Source organism: Roseofilum sp. Guam, from assembly GCF_017746735.1.
In the GTDB taxonomy this organism is placed as follows: domain Bacteria; phylum Cyanobacteriota; class Cyanobacteriia; order Cyanobacteriales; family Desertifilaceae; genus Roseofilum; species Roseofilum reptotaenium.
This window is the reverse complement of sequence record NZ_JAGHZN010000029.1, coordinates 59,603-76,801: the sequence shown is the minus strand read 5'-3', so window position 1 is coordinate 76,801 and position 17,199 is coordinate 59,603. Positions and strand designations below refer to the sequence as shown.

The following is a 17,199-nucleotide window of genomic DNA, read 5'->3' as shown; positions in this document are numbered from 1 at the left end:
CTCTATAAAAGCACAAAGTGCTGTATCAATTAACAATTATAGCGATCTTTTTTCTATTTTCTATAGCAGTGAATAAGTTGCTGAGAACGGTTAGGTTATTGTTTATAGTCAAGTATCCTAACTCTCCCGTTGCCTGCTATAACTCATCTTCTAACCCGGGTCGAGCCATAGGAGCAACCCTTAATTTACTCACATAGCGCAACATCATTGCCCCAGCAACCGCTACAATTAAGCTCATCCAACCCACTCCCTGATTCAAGAGTAAAAAGCCGCCTACAGCGAACATAGCACTAAATAAGAGCAAGATAGCTGCACTGACTTTGAGTAAATCTTGGGGTAAACTTTGTGCCGGTTTCAATCCCGTGCGCGATCGCTGCCGTCGCCATCCAGGGCCGCCAGGACGCACTAGCCGATAGAATTCATCTAAGGTTTGATCCGATTCTGGTGCAGTTAACAACATGGCAGCTATCCAGCAAATTCCACTAATCCCAGCCGTCACCAGTAATCGCAAGCCAAAATCTTGAATAGTTAATATCGGGACAACACTGGTGGTTAATCCTACAACAAATCCACCGACCATAGAGGCTAATTCCGCTGCGGCATTAATGCGCCACCAAAACCAGCGTAGAATCAAGACTAATCCCGGGCCTGTACCGATCGCAATCACCAATCGAAATACGGTAGCCACATCTTGGGCATAGAATGCGGCGATCGCCCCTAAAACCGTTACCATAATAGAAGACATACGACCAACTAAGACTAACTCCGACTGGGTAGATTCAGGACGAAAAAAGCGTAAATATAAATCATTGGTTAAATAGGATGCGCCCCAGTTAATGGAGGTTGAAACCGTACTCATAAACGCTGCCAGCAAGGAAGCCACCACTAATCCCAACATCGCTGGAGGTAAGAAATCTAGCATTAATTTCGGATAGCCCAACTCCCGATCTTCCAAATTGGGATAAACCACTAGAGCCACCAGAGCAACTAAAATCCAAGGCCAAGTCCGTACTACATAATGCAGAATATTGAAAAACCAGGCCGCTTTTTCCGCTTCTGCTTCATTTTTTGAGGCTAATAATCGTTGGATAAATTCGCCCCCCCCGTCACTACGACGAAACGCCCACCACTGAATCAACAAATATGCTCCAAATGTACTTAAGCTGAGACTGGCGGTTTCCGTATTCAGAGGAAGAAAGGCTAAGATATCCGTATCCGTTTGTTCTTGCACGAGGGGAATTAACTCGTGAATGCCGCCCACATGACTCACTGCGATCGCGGCAACGGCGATCGCCCCAAATAACCCGAGAAAAAACTGGAAAAAATCCGTCGCTACCACGCCCCAAAGCCCAGAAATTCCAGCATAGAATAGGACAAATAAACTCACGCCAACCACACTCCAGAGTTTAAGGTTCTCTCCCGGTTCTATGCCCAAACTTTGCCATAATTCCAGAGCATCAATCACTTTCACCATCGCCAACATTGCGTAACCAATGCCGATACAATTAATCGGAACCGCAAACAAAAAAGCCTTCACTGCTCGTAGAATGGCTGCCATCGATCCCCCATAGCGAATTTCCGTTAACTGGGCATCCGTAACCACTCCCGATCTGCGCCACATCCGCGCAAAGATATAAATCATCACCACATGAGCAATACCAAAGCTCCACCATTCCCAGTTTCCTGAAACCCCGCGACTGGCAACCACTCCAGCAATGTAGAGGGGAGTATCAATAGAAAAGGTAGTCGCTGCCATACTGGTTCCGGAGAGCCACCAAGGGAGCGATCGCCCCGATACAAAAAATGCCTCTAGTCCCTCCGAGGCTTTTCCTGATAGATATAACCCTAATCCTAACGTTAAGAGCAAATACAACAGAACAATCAACCAATCAATGGCAGCCATACCCTTCCTATAACATCGGCGCTCTTATCTTACGGCTAATTCTGCGCGATCGCCCCTTGAGTTTTGGGAATAATTGCTAGGATCGCTTTTTATCGGCTCGTTTAGGGTATCCCTTGCAGCACTTTGTGCTGTTATGAGGGACAGCAAGAAAAATCCCCCTAAATTCCTCTGGACCAGGGGACTTCTACTGCCCACCTTTCCAAGGGATGTTGGGGAGATAAAAACGTACCACATAATATCGAAAACTGCTGTATGTCTTGAGGGGAGAGCTAGGAGGCAAATTACCTCCAACCCAGAGTGGAAAATATAGGTAACGATTATTGAACGACTAGGTTATGACGTTTGAAAATACCAATCGTTTGTTCTAATAATTCCTGGGAAGGAGGTTCAGTGTTTTTCAGTTGATAGTCATAGCCGAGTTGTTGCCATTTGTATTCTCCCATTTTATGGAAGGGTAAAACTTCAACTTTTTCTACATTCTCAAAAGGGGCGACAAATTGAGCCAATCCATTGACATTATTCAAGGGATCTGTCAAGCCCGGGACTAATACAAACCTTATCCATGTTGGCTTCTGAATTTCGTTGAGATATCGAGCAAAAGCAAGCGTTGGCTCAATAGAAACATGGGTTACTTTTTGGTAAATTTTGGGGTCAAAAGATTTGATATCCAACAAGACTAAATCCGTATAGTCTAAAACCGGTTTAGCCATCTCTAAACTGATATATCCCGATGTATCCAACGCAGTATGAACTCCAATCTGGTGACATCTTTGAAAAATGTCTTTGACAAACTCAGGTTGCATCAAAGGCTCACCTCCAGTCAGCGTTACACCGCCACCAGAAAATTGAAAGTAAGACCGATATTTCTCAATTTCTACCATCAATTCATCAACAGATATTGCTTCTCCATCTTCAATACAACGAGAATCAGGATTGTGGCAGTATAAACACCGTAAGGGACAACCTTTTGTAAAAATCACAAATCGAATTCCAGGACCATCGACTGTCCCACAAGTCTCTATTGAATGAATAATGCCTGTCGATCCCATATAATTAGTGATGATAAAGTTGGCCGCTTAAGCTTAATGCATACAATTATCCCCATCCTTATTATTAGCATAGGATGGGGATTGGCGATCGCAGCCTAAGTTTAGAGTTGACTGTGGAATGTGCGGTTAATCACATCCAATTGTTGTTCGCGGCTCAGTTTAATGAAATTGACGGCATAACCGGATACTCGAATCGTCAACTGAGGATATTCTTCAGGATGATTCATTGCATCGACTAAGGTGTCTCGATTGAGAACATTAACATTGATATGATGCCCCGTGTCGTGGAAATAACCATCTAGCATTCCGACCAAATTATTGACTTTCCCATCGTCAGTTGTCCCTAAGGCTTGAGGCACAATTGAGAAGGTGTATGAAATCCCATCTTGAGCATGTTCATAGGGTAATTTGGCAATGGAAGCCATAGAAGCGATCGCTCCTTTAGTATCTTGTCCGTGCATCGGATTTGCTCCTGGAGCAAAGGGTTCTCCTGCCTTTCGTCCATCTGGTGTGCTACCGGTCTTTTTACCATAAACCACGTTAGAGGTAATGGTGAGAATGGATTGGGTCGGTGTTGCCTGACGATAGGTTTTATTTCTACGGATTTTATCCATGAAGGTCGTTAAAATACCAGAGGTAATCTGGTCAACCCGTTCGTCATTATTGCCAAATTTAGGATAATCTCCAGTCACTTCGTAGTCAATGGCTAACCCTTCTTCATTACGCAGAACTTTGACTTTTCCGTATTTAATGGCTGCCAAGGCATCTCCAACTACGGATAAACCTGCTATCCCACAAGCCATTGTCCGATAAACATCGCGATCGTGCAATGCCATTTCTAGGGTTTCGTAGCAGTATTTATCATGCATATAGTGAATGACATTGAGGCTGTTAACATACAGTTTGGCTAACCAGTCCATCAAAAGGTCAAACTTAGCGGTGACTTCTTTGTAGTCTAGATAATCACTGGTAATGGCAGCATAGGGGGGCGCAATTTGCTCGCCTGTTTTTTCATCCTTACCTCCGTTAATGGCATACAGTAATGCTTTAGCGAGGTTGACTCTCGCGCCAAAAAACTGCATTTGTTTGCCAATTTTCATCGCCGAAACACAGCAAGCAATACCATAATCATCGCCAAACTCTGGACGCATCAAGTCATCATTTTCATACTGGATAGAACTAGTATCGATGGAAACCTTCGAGCAATATTGTTTGAACGCGATCGGCAATTTTTCCGACCACAGAATCGTTAAATTTGGCTCAGGTGCCGGGCCTAAATTGTAGAGGGTATGCAAGAAACGGAAACTATTTTTAGTGACCAGGGGACGGCTATCGACTCCCATTCCTCCAATAACTTCTGTCACCCAAACTGGATCTGCGGCAAATAATTGGTTATACTCAGGAGTGCGTAAGAAGCGTACCATCCGCAGCTTCATCACAAATTGATCGATTAATTCCTGAACTTGAGCTTCAGAGATTTCTCCTGATTTCAAATCCCGTTCAATGTAAATATCCAGGAAATTGGAAACACGCCCCAAGGACATCGCTGCACCATTTTGCTCTTTAACCGCAGCCAAGTATCCGAAATAAGTCCATTGTATGGCTTGTTGAGTATTGGCGGCTGGATTTCCCAAATCAAAACCATAACTTGCCCCCATAATTTTCAATTTTTTAAGGGCTTTGATTTGTTCAGAGATTTCTTCTCGTAAACGAATCACGTCCTCGTCCATGACATCATATTCTAAGGAACATAACTGTTGCTGTTTATCTTCGATTAGAAAGTCAACGCCATAAAGGGCAATACGACGATAATCTCCAATGATACGTCCCCGTCCATAAGAATCAGGTAAACCGGTGATAATTCCTGAGTGGCGAGCCTTCCGCATTTGGCGGGTATAAGCATCGAAAACACCGTCATTATGGGTTTTACGATATTGAGTGAAAATGTCATGAGTGTGAGGATCTATGGTGTAACCATAGGCTTCTAAAGATTTCTCAACGACTCGAATTCCCCCAAAAGGCATGATGGCTCGTTTAAGGGGCTTATCGGTTTGCAGTCCAACAATTTTTTCTAGGTCTTTATTGATGTAGCCTGCACCATAGGCAGTAATGCTAGAAGGAATTTTGGTTTCTGCATCCAAAACGCCTTTTTCCCGCTCCTGTTTCATCAATTCTTTAACTTCAGTCCAGAGTTGGTCTGTTGACTGACTTATGTTTTCCAGAAAAGATTCATCTCCCTCATAGGGGGTGTAATTTTTTTGGATAAAGTCTCTGACGTTAACTTCTTGTGCCCATGTGCCTCGTTTAAATCCTTGCCATGCTTGGTCTTTGGATGTTAGTTGGCTTTGTAATTTGGATACCGTTTGTTGAATGTCAATGTTACTAACCATAGTTTTTTGAGTGCTTTTAGGACTGTCTTACACTCACCTCCTTCTTCTATTATTTATAGCACAAGGATTTTATTCCATCCCTAAGAATCAATGGATTTTTATGATTGTTTAATGTTGTTATTTTTGCATTGCAAAATGTTCATCCCTACTCTTTGATCCTGGAGCAGGAAGATGAACGAACAATCTGGATAGGGAGTTAGATGGAAAGGAATTGGGAGATCACTACCAGGGACATAAACAACAGACCAAAGATTGTTTCTAATTTAGCAACGTTGTAGATGGGGGTGGTGCAATACCAATTTTTTTGCCAAAGAATTAAAGTGATTTTGAGTAGGGCAATTGCAAAACTTAGGGCAGCGATCGCCGTGAGCCAGCCCAAAAACCAAAGTCCGGTAATGATAGTAGCAGCAATGAGATGATAGAGAACAGGTGGAATGAGCGATGAGGTTTTGGATTTACGCAGTTTGACGGTAAAAATAGCGCTGCTAAAAAATAGGGTGTTGAGTAGCCATAGACCGATGATAGAAGTTGTCCAGGTTCCCGTTGTAGCGATGTAAGCGAATGGAACAGCAAGACAAACTGCGGCGAAAGTTACGAACTCATTGATATAGGTTTTTTGCTGACGATTTAAAACTGAAATAGTGTCGATCGCCAAGGTAATGATCGCCCCTAGATAAATCCATAGCAATAGGGGCGTTTGTAGATATAAATAACTGCCAGCTATTAAGGCTATGCCCGCATAAATACTACTCCAAAGCAGAAATCGAGGTTTCCAACTGTGGCGCTGTTTGATTTGTAAAGTAAGGGGATGTTCGGCTTGGAATCCAGCAAAAGCACACACTAGAGCTAGGGTTGTGGAGAGAGTCCAGTGTTGGGACGCGGCAACTCCCGTCACAAATGAAATCACCAGAATGACATAGATACCATGATGGGGCGATAGAGTGGGGCGATACCAAAGGCGAGGTAAAGACGTTACTGACTCTGGAAGGAAATTGGATTGAGATGATGCCACAATGTTATAGCGCTTTGCGCTAGGGAATAGGGAATAGGCTTTTGGTACATAGCTTTGAAGATTCAACACTGTCCTTCATGACGGAAGTCAAGCGCTGTATAATCTCCTGATGTAAAGCTTTTTTTAGGCTGATAAGGTTAACAAAAAGGCCAAGTTCGTCTGAGCCTTGAGAGCGTGGGGAGCGTGAGCAGGCATGACGACGAATACTCCTGTTTCCAGTTCAATCTCCTTGCCCTCTAGGGTTAAAGTTCCTTTTCCCTCCAACACGCTGATAGTGGCATTGCGAACAGCAGTGTGTTCCGAAATTTCTGTATTTGCTGCTAGACAAAACAGGGTGTATTTACAGCAATCGTCTTGGAGCACAACTTTGCTTAATATCCCTGCTTCGGGGTATTCAATGACATCAGGAAATTTTAGATGTGAGGAGGCAATATTGAGTAGAGTGGTTGTCATGGTTATTCCTCTAGGGGCGTTGAGCGCACAAAATGATGTATCCTAAATCATCTTGATATTCTTGAAAGACTTGCCGCATCTGCAAGATTCGCGATCGCAGTTGGGGATCGATCAACATATTCCAGGTAATTTTCATGGTGCCGAGCCAGCCTTCATCATTGACCATTTGTTTAGGATTGAGTAGACCCATAGCACCTGTATGATAAAACTGCACTTGTAATCCTGCACTTTCACAGGCTTGAACCCATTCAATTTTGGTGAGGGGGCTGGCATTGACGCGAATCGCGGAAGATAAGGCCTGATGAATTTCGGTGTTTTGATGGCATACAAGCAGTTCGTGGGATAGAAAGCGTCCACCAGGACGTAGGCGATTTCGCACTCCTCTCAGAATTTTGGCTTTAGCCGATGGAGATTGCATGGTCAAAATGGCTTCGGCTAGGACAAAATCAAATTCACCTGGAACCCGATCTAAGTTCAAAATATCACCTTCTATGACGTTCACTCGATCCTTAGCTCCAGCAGCAACAATGTTAGCTTGGGCTGTTGCTACACTATCAGTATTTCTTTCAATCCCAGTGACCTTAACTTGGTGCTTTTTGGCTAAGGCAATCGCGCTATACCCAAAACTAGCGGCTAACTCCAGTACGCTATCCCCTGGCTGAAAATTTGCCGCTGCAAATAACTTCTCCGTTGCAGATCGTCCACCAGGACGTAGAAGCTTTTTTCCTGCCTTGGCTAACACCTGATGTCCAGGAGCCTTTTTTAAGTTCAGTACTTTTTGCGACATAAATATGTTGTGGGGTAAATTTAATGAGATTATTTATCAATAAACTACAATACGATTGTAGTACAAAAGTTGAAAGTATCGGGTCTAGCTTTATATTGTTTTAATCAATCTCTGCTTCCCCCTGAGCAGACTTAGAGATGTTTGTCCTATTTTCCCTCTAATCCATACAGCGATTGCCTTTCGACTCTTCTTCGCTGGGATCAATTCTGGTTTCTAGCACTGATGCGTCCGTCTACCCGGTCTATGGATTAGCAATAGGCTTTGATTATCTATAAAATTTAATGAGAATATTTATGAATAGACAGATCGCTCAGGAAAAGTGTAGAACCAAGTTTCCTTGCATCACATCCCAAAAATCACGCTACACATCAATCCCCGTGTCAATCATCTGTAGCAAACATCTAAGGATTTGATATTACATTGCCCTGATTGCGTTTCAGCTCTGCGATCGCCCAAAACGCTGTACTATTAATTGATGCGACTGAGAAAGGATTTGAGGCGATCGCTCTTGGGTTGGGAAAATAGCTCTTGAGGATCGCCAGATTCTTCAATAATCCCTTGATGGAAGAACAGAACCTTATTAGAAACTTCCCGCGCAAACTGCATTTCATGAGTCACCACAACCATCGTCATGCCCTCTTGAGCCAATTGCTTCATGACGCTGAGAACTTCCCCAACCAACTCTGGATCGAGGGCACTGGTGGGTTCGTCAAACAGGAGAATACTAGGGTTCATGCATAAGCTACGGGCGATCGCCACCCGTTGTTTTTGTCCCCCTGAAAGTTGTTCTGGATAAAACTGAGCTTTATTGCCTAAACCCACCTTTTCTAAGTAATGGATAGCTCGTTCTCGACCTTCTGATTCCGAGTGTTTCAAAACCTTCATAGGAGCAAGCATCAAGTTTTGTAAAACTGTTAAATGGGGAAACAGATTAAAGTGCTGAAAGACCATCCCCACTCGACTTCGGAGTTGACGCAGCATCGCTTGACTGACTTGGGCATGGGACAGATCGATCCCCATCACCTCTAAGCGTCCTTTATTAATAGACTCTAGACGATTTAAGCACCGCAAAAAGGTGGTCTTGCCACATCCAGAAGGGCCAATTACCGAGACTACATCCCCTTCATATAAAGTGGTAGTTACCCCTTTTAGCACTTCAAGGTCGTCAAAACTTTTATGCAAGTCTTCACATGCCATTACGGGAGTTGCTGAATTGACCATCGTTTTTGAACCATCTTTAGGGGGGTTGAGTTTAGAGTATCTAAACCTTCAACCTCTAAAGTGTATCCAGGATTACTTTTATTCACTAAGCAACCGTTGATACTAATCAACACTCTGATATGGTTTTATGGAGAAAAGAGGCCTGATAATGATGGGGAGTAAGGGGTTGAAGCCCAAAATTCAAGTTTTTCTGGCGATCGCCAGTTGTCTACTCGTGGTCATCTTCACCAGTTTATCAACTTTCGCCCAATCCTCTGCACCAACCCTCCAGGTGGCGACAGAACCCACCTTTCCCCCCTTTGAAATGCAAGACCAAGCAACCGGAGAGTTAAGTGGATTTGATATTGATTTAATGACAGCCATTGGTGAAGCGGCTGAACTGAATATCGAATTCGTCAGCTTACCCTTTGATGGCATTATTCCCGCTCTCCAGTCGAAAACTATGGATGCGGCGATTAGTGGCATGACGATCACCGCAGAGCGAGCGCAAACCGTATCCTTTTCTCGCCCTTATTTTAAAGCGGGTTTAGCTATAGCGGTGCAAGAGGACAATACCAGCATTAAAAATTTTTCTGATTTAGAAGGCAAACAAATAGCCGTTCAAATTGGTAGCACTGGGGCCCAGGAAGCCAGTACCATCGAAGGGGCAAATATCAGTTCTTTTGACTCTGCTTCTTTAGCTCTACAAGAACTGATTAATGGCAAAGTGGATGCTGTGGTTAATGATGGGCCGGTGACTTTATACGCTATAAGACAAGCCGGCTTACAAGGCGTGAAAGTCGTCGGTGAATTAGTCACAGAAGAATATTATGGCATTGCTATGCCTAAAGATTCTCCCTACTTAAATGACATTAATAATGCTCTGGAGTTACTGATTCAGGAGGGTCGTTATCGCGCTATTTATCAAACTTGGTTCGCGGGTGAACCCCCGGAATTACCCCTCGTTCCCCCTGCCTTAGAAACCCAAGAAGTAATTGTTTTTGATTGGGGAAAACTATTTGCTAATTTAATTCAAGGCTCGACGATTACTTTATTACTCACCGCTTTGGCTTTCGCTTTTGGGTTAATCGGAGGTACGCTAGTGGCGATCGCCCTAATTTCCCCCTACAAACCTTTGCGCCTACTCTGCCGCATTTATGTAGACTTCTTCCGGGGCACTCCCATGCTCGTCCAACTGTTTATGATCTACTTCGGTCTCCCCGGTTTATTCAAAGAATTAGGGTTAGAGTTTAGCTTTGATCGCTTTCCGGCAGCCGTCTTAGCCTTAAGCTTAAATAGTGCTGCCTACTTAGCCGAAATTATGCGCGGGGGCATTGAATCCATTGATAAAGGTCAATGGGAAGCCTCTCAATCCCTAGGCATGAGTCCCCTACAAACGATGCAAGACGTGATTTTTCCCCAAGCCTTACGTCGCATGTTACCCCCTCTAGGTAACGAATTTATTACCTTAGTCAAAGATACCAGTTTAGTCGCCGTGATTGGATTTGAGGAACTATTCCGCCAAGGTCAATTAATGGTAGCTATCACCTATCGATCCTTTGAAGTTTACTTAGCCGTAGCTTTAATGTATCTCGTGCTAACCACCCTATCTTCCTTTGGGTTTAAATGGCTAGAAGTGAGGATGAATCCCCTACAGCGCCAGAAACCCGCCCTTAAAACGTGAAGAGATAGGAAGAGGGATACAGCGCTTTGGATTGTGAAGGGGGAATGGGGGGATGCACTTGCGGTAAAATCGCAGAGATGGTGTAGGTTTCCTCGGTGCAGAAAAAAATAAACCCATGGCCCAGACCCTAAGCAAAGAAATTGTCTTGATTGGAGGAGGACACGCCCATGCGATCGCCCTTCGCCAATTTGCTCTCAATCCCCTTCCTGGGGTCCGTCTTACCTTGATCACCGATACCCTGCACACTCCCTATTCTGGGATGCTACCCGGCCATATTGCTGGATTCTACAGCTTTGACCAAACCCATATCGATCTACATCATCTCTGTCAATTTGCTAGGGCCCAACTCTATCAAGATCATGCCATTGGTCTCGATCTCAAACGCAATCAAGTTCTCTGCGCTCACCGTCCCCCTGTCCACTTTGACCTGCTCTCCATTGATATTGGCAGTACTCCTAACCAAATTCAGGTTCCTGGAGCTAATAACTACGCCATTCCCGCTAAACCGGTTTCCCAGTTTCTCAACCATTGGCGAGAGACCATAGAAAGCTTTGCTCGTCATCCTACCCACCCTTTAAAGCTGGCCATTGTGGGTGGAGGTGCAGGGGGCGTTGAGTTAGCGCTCACGATGCAACAGGGACTATTTGTCTGCCGTCAAGCTACGGGAGGAATGCGGAATATTGATGCCTCTTTCGTTATGTATACGGCTTCGTTTCCCGAAATTCATCTGTTCCATCAGGGGCAAGAAATTATGTCCTCCCATAACCGAGTGGTGCGCAAACGCATCGCCCAGTTAATGGGTCGTCGGGATATTCAACTGCATTTGGGAGAACGAGTAACCCAAGTTTCCGAGCAGGGACTTCAGTGTCAGTCTGGATTTACCCTAGAGTGCGATCGCGTGTTTTGGGTGACTCAAGCTTCAGCTCCTCCCTGGTTAAAGGCTGCTGGTTTAGCAACGGATACCGATGGCTTTATTTTAGTTAAGGATTCTCTACAGTCCGTTTCCCATCCCCAAGTATTTGCTGCTGGGGATATTGCCACCATGGTGAACCATACGCGGCCCAAGGCAGGGGTGTTTGCGGTGCGTCAAGGTCAGCCCTTATATGAGAATTTGAAACAAGCTGTTTTAGGGAAAGCACCGAAACCCTATCGCCCGCAAAAGCAAATTTTAGGACTCATTGGTACAGGAGATGGAAAGGCGATCGCCTCTTGGGGTAAATGGGGATTGGGCCCTAACCCTTTACTGTGGCGCTGGAAGGACTGGATCGATCGCCGATTTATGGCTCAATTTGAGGACTTTGGGCGATCGCCGACTCATCCCTCCTTGGCCCCAATTCCCATTCCCCCAGAGCGCCTATCCTCAGTGCTGAAGCGGGTGATTACCGACAATCCTAAATTAGAGTCCTTAATCGAGATCGAAAACCCTGGGGACAATTTGGCCTTATCTTCCGTGACCCCTGGCCTCCTGATTGAAAGTATGGATTTTCTCACAGATAGCCTGCGCGATCCGTATTTATTCGGCATGTTAGCAACTCACCATTGCTTAAATCCCATCTTGGCCAAGGGAGCAACTCCCCACAGTGTTTTAGGTTGGATAGAATTACCCAATAGTCTTCCTACGCAACAGGAAGAAACTCTCTATCAACTGCTCTCAGGTGTTCTGCAAGCGCTAACGATCAGTCAAACTCAGTTGGTTGGCTGTCGTGTGTCCCTGGGCCCGCGTTTATCCCTGGGATTTTCTACTCAAGGGTATGCCGATCCCGAACCGGTCTTGTATCCGCCCAAGTTACAACCCGGTCAAGTGTTAATTCTGACGAAACCCTTGGGTGTTGGCGCTCTGATGACAGCTCAAGAGCAGTATAAAAGTAAGGGACGATGGTTAGAAGGGGCGATCGCCTCAATGATTCAATCCAATTATCCAGCATCCCTAACCTTTCTGGAAACTGGCGCTACCGCTTGCACAGCAGTAGGCAATTTGGGTTTATTGTCACATCTGACGACTCTGATCAACAATACATCCGTGAGTATTAGCTTGAATTTGGATACTCTACCCGTTTTGGAAGGGACTTTAGAGACTTTGCGCCACGTGCGATCGAGTCCATTCCATCAGGACAATAGTTCCAGCACTTCGACGACGCTCAGTGAACCGATTTCCTATCTGCAAAATGTGTCTAGCTTTGATTCCCATCCTGTCTATCCCCTCTTATTCGATCCTCAATGGTCTGGGGGATTAGTGGCTGGGATTCCCCATCCTCAAGCAGAAGAATGCTTGAAACTCCTGCAAAATTTAGGCTATACCCACAGCGCTATCATCGGTGAAGTTCATCTCCCTGCGGGCGATCTGCCTCCGATCCAGTTAATCGTTAATGAGGAATAATTTAAGTTTAGAGTCGATCTACTGCCTCCTCCTTCTTGAGCTTAATCTGAAGATTCGGCATCTGATTTCCATAGAGGTTCGCGCAGGTTATCTTCTAAATCTCGCAATTTTTCGTACAGTTCCCGTTGTTCTGGGGTTAATTGGGTGGGAAACTGAATCTCAATTTCCACCACTTGATCGCCTCGTCTTCCCCGGTTATCGGGATATCCCTTATTGGCTAACCGTAATTTTTGACCGCTTTTCACCCCAGGGGGTAAATTCATTTTCACTAACCCATCCAGGGTGAGGACTTCTACTTGTCCAACTAAAATGGCTTCTACAGGACTAATGGGGAGTCTACAATAAATTTCATTCCCTGCAATTTGTAGGAAAGAATGGGGAGCTACGGTTATTTTTAGGTATAAATCACCGCCATTCATACCCAACTTCCGCAGGCGCATTTTTTCCCCACTCACCATACCGGGGGGCATATCGACTTCTAAAGAGCGACCATCTTCTAAACGGATACGCTCTTTTCCGCCTCGATAGGCTTTTTCCAGGGGTAAGGTTAAGAGGGCTTCGATATCCCGTTTCATGGGTCGGGATTCACTGGTGACGGTGTTGTAAACCTTTGAGCGGCCAGGGGTGTAGGCTTCGGCATTCCGTTCGACTGGACGCGATCGCTCTCCAGTTGGTTGTCCCTGATTCACTTCCCGACGACGGTTGAGCAAGCTATCGAGAAAACTATCGAACGTGGGAAATTGGCTAAAATACTCAATTTCTGCTGAAGAAAACTTGGAGCCACTATTGCGTTTACGGCTATTTTGCCGCGCTCTTAAAAAGAAGCTCAGTTGGTCATATTCCGTCCGTTTACCGGGATCGGAGAGGACTTCATAGGCTTCTAAAATATCCTTAAATTGCTCCTCAGCTTCCTTATCACCGGGGTTGAGATCGGGATGATATTGGCGAGCTAAACGACGATAAACTCGCTTAATCTCGTCAGTGGGGGTATCAGGACTAACTCCCAGAATCTCATAATAGTTCCGAAAGTTTTGCATGGTTTTGTTCACTTAGGGTTCTTGGAGAATTAGGGAATAGGGAATGGGGAATAGGAAAAACCTACTGGACTGTTTCATCTAATTTGATGCATTAGATTTTGTAGGGATTTATCCCTCTCCAGCTAGGCTTTTAAGCACTCTTCGTGCTTACACCAAACAAAGCACTATTTTAGGTGAAACAGTCCATTACAGCCATTCATCGTCATCTCCCCAATCTTCATCATCATAGGAGTTATATTGATTATACCTTGGACGGCTTGGGGGTTCTGAAGGACGGCGAGAGTCCCGGATGGGCGGTCGATTGGGTTCTCTTGACCGGGGAGGCGGATAGTCCCGTGTTGGGGGATAATCTCGGCCTGGCGGTTGATAATCCGGTGGGGGTGGATAATCTCGTGCTGAAGAATAGTCTCGATCTCGTGGGGAGTTGCGTGGGGGTGGATAATCCCGTGCTGGAGGATAGTCTCGTCCAGGTGGGGAGTTGCGTGCTGGAGGATAATCCTGTGCAGGCGGATAATTCCTCACTGGGGGATAATTCCGCTCTGGGGGGGCATATTCCCGCCGGGTTTGATAGGTTGGACTATCATAATCGTAACTTTCGCGGCGATCGAATTCATCCTCATCATCCCCTAAGAATGTGCGCCGCAGGGTTCCTAAAAATCCATCGTCTTCCTCTTCGCTCATCCGCAAGCGCACTTCCCGATTGAGATCGTAGAGAATATCTTGTAAATCGGCCCCTGCTTGATCGATTCCTCGGTCATCGCCTCGGCGCAAATATTCCCGCAGTTCCTGGATAATCGGATCGAGATCGCGGCGGTATTGGTTGGCAAACTGCATTCCAAAATCTAGGGTGGCTTCCCGCAGTTGGCGCTCGGCTTGAGTAATCAAGGCTTCAGCGCGGTTGAGTTTTTCTACTCGTTCCCGGCGCTCCCGGTCAACCTGGGCATAGCGTTCGGCATCCTGGATCATTTGGTTGATTTCATCGGAGGAGAGGGTGGAGGCTCCTTGAATGGTAATGCCTTGTTCCCGGCCGGTAGTGCGGTCTAGGGCAGATACTTGGAGAATGCCGTTGGCATCGATGTCGAGGGAGACCTGAATTTGGGGGATGCCCCTAGGCGCTGGGGGAATGCCGGAAAGTCGGAACCGACCGAGGGATTTATTGTCCCTGGCCATTTCTCGCTCCCCTTGTAGGATATGGACTTCGACAAAGGTTTGGTTGTCTTGGGAGGTGGAGAAAATGTCCGATCGCCGTACGGGAATGGTCGTGTTGCGAGGAATGAGTTTTTTCATCACCCCACTGGCGGTTTCAATCCCGAGGGAGAGGGGGGTGACATCGAGCAACAGCACATCTTTGACAATGCCGGAGAGAATACCGGCTTGAACTGCTGCTCCAACTGCTACTACTTCATCCGGGTTGACGTTTTGGTTGGGTTCTTTGTCGATGAAACTGCGAACCAGTTGTTGAACGATGGGAATGCGGGTAGAACCGCCGACGAGAACGACTTCATCAATTTGGACGGGGCTAAGGTTGGCATCGTAGAGGGCGCGTTTGATGGGCCGACGGAGACGGGAAAGGAGGTCGCCACAGAGGTCTTCAAATTGCGATCGCGTCAGCCGAGTTTCTAGATGCTTGGGCCCATCTTCGGTAGCGGTAATGAACGGTAAGTTAATCTCGGTGACTGTGACTCCAGAAAGTTCAATTTTCGCTTTTTCCGCTGCTTCCATCAGCCGTTGCAGCGCTTGGCGATCGCGCCGTAAATCGACCCCTTCCGTTTCTAGAAACTGTTCGGCCAACCAATCGACAATTTTTTGGTCAAAGTCATTCCCCCCTAACTGGGTATCGCCACTGGTCGCCCTCACTTCAAATACCCCATCGCCAACTTCTAGGATCGAAACATCAAAGGTTCCTCCCCCTAGGTCAAACACCAAAATCGTTTGCGCCGTTCCCCGCTCTAACCCATAAGCGAGGGAAGCAGCCGTGGGTTCATTAAGAATTCGTTTAACTTCTAAGCCGGCAATTTTGCCTGCATCTTTGGTCGCTTGCCGTTGGGCATCATTAAAGTAAGCAGGAACGGTAATCACTGCACCAGTTACCGGTTCCCCTAAATAACGACTGGCATCCTCAGCCAATTTCCGTAAGATCATGGCTGAAATTTCTTCCGGGGCAAAGTCTTTTTTCAGCCGAGGGCATTTCACCTTGATATTGTCCACTTCATCGCGCCGGATGGTATAAGGGACTCGTTTGGAGTCGGTGTTGAGTTCTCCATATCTGCGTCCCATATACCGTTTGACGGCATAGAAGGTGTTTTGCGGGTTCAGAACGGCTTGGCGACGGGCCATTTGGCCAACGACCAGTTCGCCATCTTTACTGAAGCCAACCACTGAAGGTGTAGTCCGCATCCCTTCTGCATTGGCGATCGCCATTGGTTTACCGCCTTCCATAATGGCAACCACTGAGTTTGTTGTCCCCAAGTCAATGCCGACTACTCTACCCATGGATTCTGTCTCTTCCTCGTCTATCTTTACGGAAATTATGGCTTTCTTCGATCAGTTTATTGTATCGCGCTTCTGGAAGTGCAAGTAGCAGGGAATAGGGAATAGGGAAAAAACATCTCCGCGTCCCCCTATCTCCCTATCTCCCTATCTCCCGACTCCCAACTCCCTGTTGCAAAACTGCCAATACCTGGGCTAAATCTCCTGAAAGCAGTGCATCTTTGGCTAACCACAAGCCAGGAAAGACAAGCGAACGGTATATCCCATCAGCATCGGCATCTAATAGCACATACTCGCCATTTTTCCAGCAGAACCAGTCGAATGCTCCATCGTAGGTTCGCCAGACTAAATATTCTTGCACTTGGTTGCGACAGTAGATGTTGCGTTTTTGGTTCAGGTCAATAGAAGCACTACTGGCAGCAATTTCCACAATCAGTTCCGGGGGGCCTTCAACATAGTCATCCTCGCTAATGGTACTTTGGCCTTCCGTTTCGATGCGAAGGAGAGCGTCAGGTTGAGGTTCATTGTTGCGATCGAGGCGAACTGTCGTATTATCCAAGACTTCGACCCCAGGAGTCGCCGCTTCGTAAGCTCCCAGCCAAGCCATAACATGGGCGTGGGGTTTTCCGTGGGATTTGGCGCGTAGGGCAGAGGCCATATAGACGGTTCCTTCGATAAGTTCGGCTTTTTTGTGGTGAGGCATGGTAGCGTAGCGGCGCTCAAATTCGCTGCGGGTTAGGCGATCGCCGTTTTCCAGAGGAGGCAGAGTTAGGGATAGGCTCATGGGTCAGTAATGAACAATGACAATAGTTACGCT

12 protein-coding genes are annotated in these 17,199 nt (G+C 46.2%); 2 read left to right on the top strand and 10 right to left on the bottom strand.

The window, feature by feature from the left end; all coding sequences use genetic code 11:
• Positions 1-136: 136 nt before the first annotated feature.
• The 7 genes from J7529_RS12935 to J7529_RS12905 all read right to left on the bottom strand — a co-directional run bounded on the left by J7529_RS12935 (position 137) and on the right by J7529_RS12905 (position 8,815).
• A complete protein-coding gene (locus J7529_RS12935; RefSeq protein WP_318729296.1) occupies positions 137-1,903 on the bottom strand; it encodes a sodium:solute symporter family protein in 1,767 nt (588 codons plus the stop codon).
• A gap of 317 nt (positions 1,904-2,220) precedes the next feature.
• A complete protein-coding gene (gene pflA, locus J7529_RS12930; protein ID WP_318729295.1) occupies positions 2,221-2,952 on the bottom strand; it encodes a pyruvate formate-lyase-activating protein in 732 nt (243 codons plus the stop codon).
• Positions 2,953-3,053: 101 nt separating this feature from the next.
• On the bottom strand, positions 3,054-5,342 hold the full coding sequence (gene pflB, locus J7529_RS12925; RefSeq protein ID WP_318729294.1) for a formate C-acetyltransferase: 2,289 nt from the start codon (positions 5,340-5,342) through the stop codon (positions 3,054-3,056).
• A gap of 196 nt (positions 5,343-5,538) precedes the next feature.
• Positions 5,539-6,354, bottom strand: coding sequence for a YwiC-like family protein (locus tag J7529_RS12920; protein ID WP_318729293.1), 816 nt, complete (start codon positions 6,352-6,354; stop codon positions 5,539-5,541).
• Between the two features lie 123 nt (positions 6,355-6,477).
• Positions 6,478-6,807 carry a cupin domain-containing protein gene (locus tag J7529_RS12915; RefSeq protein WP_318729292.1) on the bottom strand — a complete coding sequence of 110 codons (330 nt, stop codon included), beginning with the start codon at positions 6,805-6,807 and terminating at the stop codon, positions 6,478-6,480.
• Positions 6,808-6,817: 10 nt separating this feature from the next.
• Entirely contained in the window at positions 6,818-7,594 is a 777-nt protein-coding gene (locus J7529_RS12910; protein WP_318729291.1) for a class I SAM-dependent methyltransferase, read from the bottom strand.
• 468 nt (positions 7,595-8,062) lie between these two features.
• Positions 8,063-8,815, bottom strand: coding sequence for an amino acid ABC transporter ATP-binding protein (locus J7529_RS12905; RefSeq protein ID WP_271944751.1), 753 nt, complete (start codon positions 8,813-8,815; stop codon positions 8,063-8,065).
• Between the two features lie 148 nt (positions 8,816-8,963).
• Here J7529_RS12905 and J7529_RS12900 point away from each other — a divergent pair, with 148 nt between their 5' ends.
• Positions 8,964-10,478 (top strand): ABC transporter permease subunit, encoded by a 1,515-nt coding sequence (locus tag J7529_RS12900; protein WP_413038877.1) that lies wholly within the window; start codon positions 8,964-8,966, stop codon positions 10,476-10,478.
• Between the two features lie 115 nt (positions 10,479-10,593).
• Positions 10,594-12,855 (top strand): selenide, water dikinase SelD, encoded by a 2,262-nt coding sequence (gene selD, locus J7529_RS12895; protein ID WP_318729289.1) that lies wholly within the window; start codon positions 10,594-10,596, stop codon positions 12,853-12,855.
• Positions 12,856-12,896: 41 nt separating this feature from the next.
• On the opposite strand, the gene J7529_RS12890 is transcribed toward selD, so the two are convergent.
• From J7529_RS12890 to J7529_RS12880, 3 genes are all read right to left on the bottom strand, one after another.
• On the bottom strand, positions 12,897-13,892 hold the full coding sequence (locus tag J7529_RS12890; protein WP_318729288.1) for a DnaJ C-terminal domain-containing protein: 996 nt from the start codon (positions 13,890-13,892) through the stop codon (positions 12,897-12,899).
• A gap of 186 nt (positions 13,893-14,078) precedes the next feature.
• Positions 14,079-16,385, bottom strand: a complete 2,307-nt coding sequence (gene dnaK / locus J7529_RS12885) for a molecular chaperone DnaK (protein ID WP_318729287.1) — start codon at positions 16,383-16,385, stop codon at positions 14,079-14,081.
• Between the two features lie 136 nt (positions 16,386-16,521).
• On the bottom strand, positions 16,522-17,166 hold the full coding sequence (locus tag J7529_RS12880) for a Uma2 family endonuclease (RefSeq protein WP_318729286.1): 645 nt from the start codon (positions 17,164-17,166) through the stop codon (positions 16,522-16,524).
• Positions 17,167-17,199 lie beyond the last annotated feature (33 nt).

What these genes read in the sequence shown, in the direction of transcription:
- J7529_RS12890 (WP_318729288.1), bottom strand. Translation starts at nt 13,892, where the DNA reads ATGCAAAACTTTCGGAACTATTATGAGATTCTGGGAGTTAGTCCTGAT.
- selD (WP_318729289.1), top strand. Translation starts at nt 10,594, where the DNA reads ATGGCCCAGACCCTAAGCAAAGAAATTGTCTTGATTGGAGGAGGACAC.
- J7529_RS12880 (WP_318729286.1), bottom strand. Translation starts at nt 17,166, where the DNA reads ATGAGCCTATCCCTAACTCTGCCTCCTCTGGAAAACGGCGATCGCCTA.
- J7529_RS12900 (WP_413038877.1), top strand. Translation starts at nt 8,964, where the DNA reads ATGATGGGGAGTAAGGGGTTGAAGCCCAAAATTCAAGTTTTTCTGGCG.
- dnaK (WP_318729287.1), bottom strand. Translation starts at nt 16,385, where the DNA reads ATGGGTAGAGTAGTCGGCATTGACTTGGGGACAACAAACTCAGTGGTT.
- J7529_RS12935 (WP_318729296.1), bottom strand. Translation starts at nt 1,903, where the DNA reads ATGGCTGCCATTGATTGGTTGATTGTTCTGTTGTATTTGCTCTTAACG.
- pflA (WP_318729295.1), bottom strand. Translation starts at nt 2,952, where the DNA reads ATGGGATCGACAGGCATTATTCATTCAATAGAGACTTGTGGGACAGTC.
- J7529_RS12915 (WP_318729292.1), bottom strand. Translation starts at nt 6,807, where the DNA reads ATGACAACCACTCTACTCAATATTGCCTCCTCACATCTAAAATTTCCT.
- J7529_RS12910 (WP_318729291.1), bottom strand. Translation starts at nt 7,594, where the DNA reads ATGTCGCAAAAAGTACTGAACTTAAAAAAGGCTCCTGGACATCAGGTG.
- J7529_RS12905 (WP_271944751.1), bottom strand. Translation starts at nt 8,815, where the DNA reads ATGGTCAATTCAGCAACTCCCGTAATGGCATGTGAAGACTTGCATAAA.
- pflB (WP_318729294.1), bottom strand. Translation starts at nt 5,342, where the DNA reads ATGGTTAGTAACATTGACATTCAACAAACGGTATCCAAATTACAAAGC.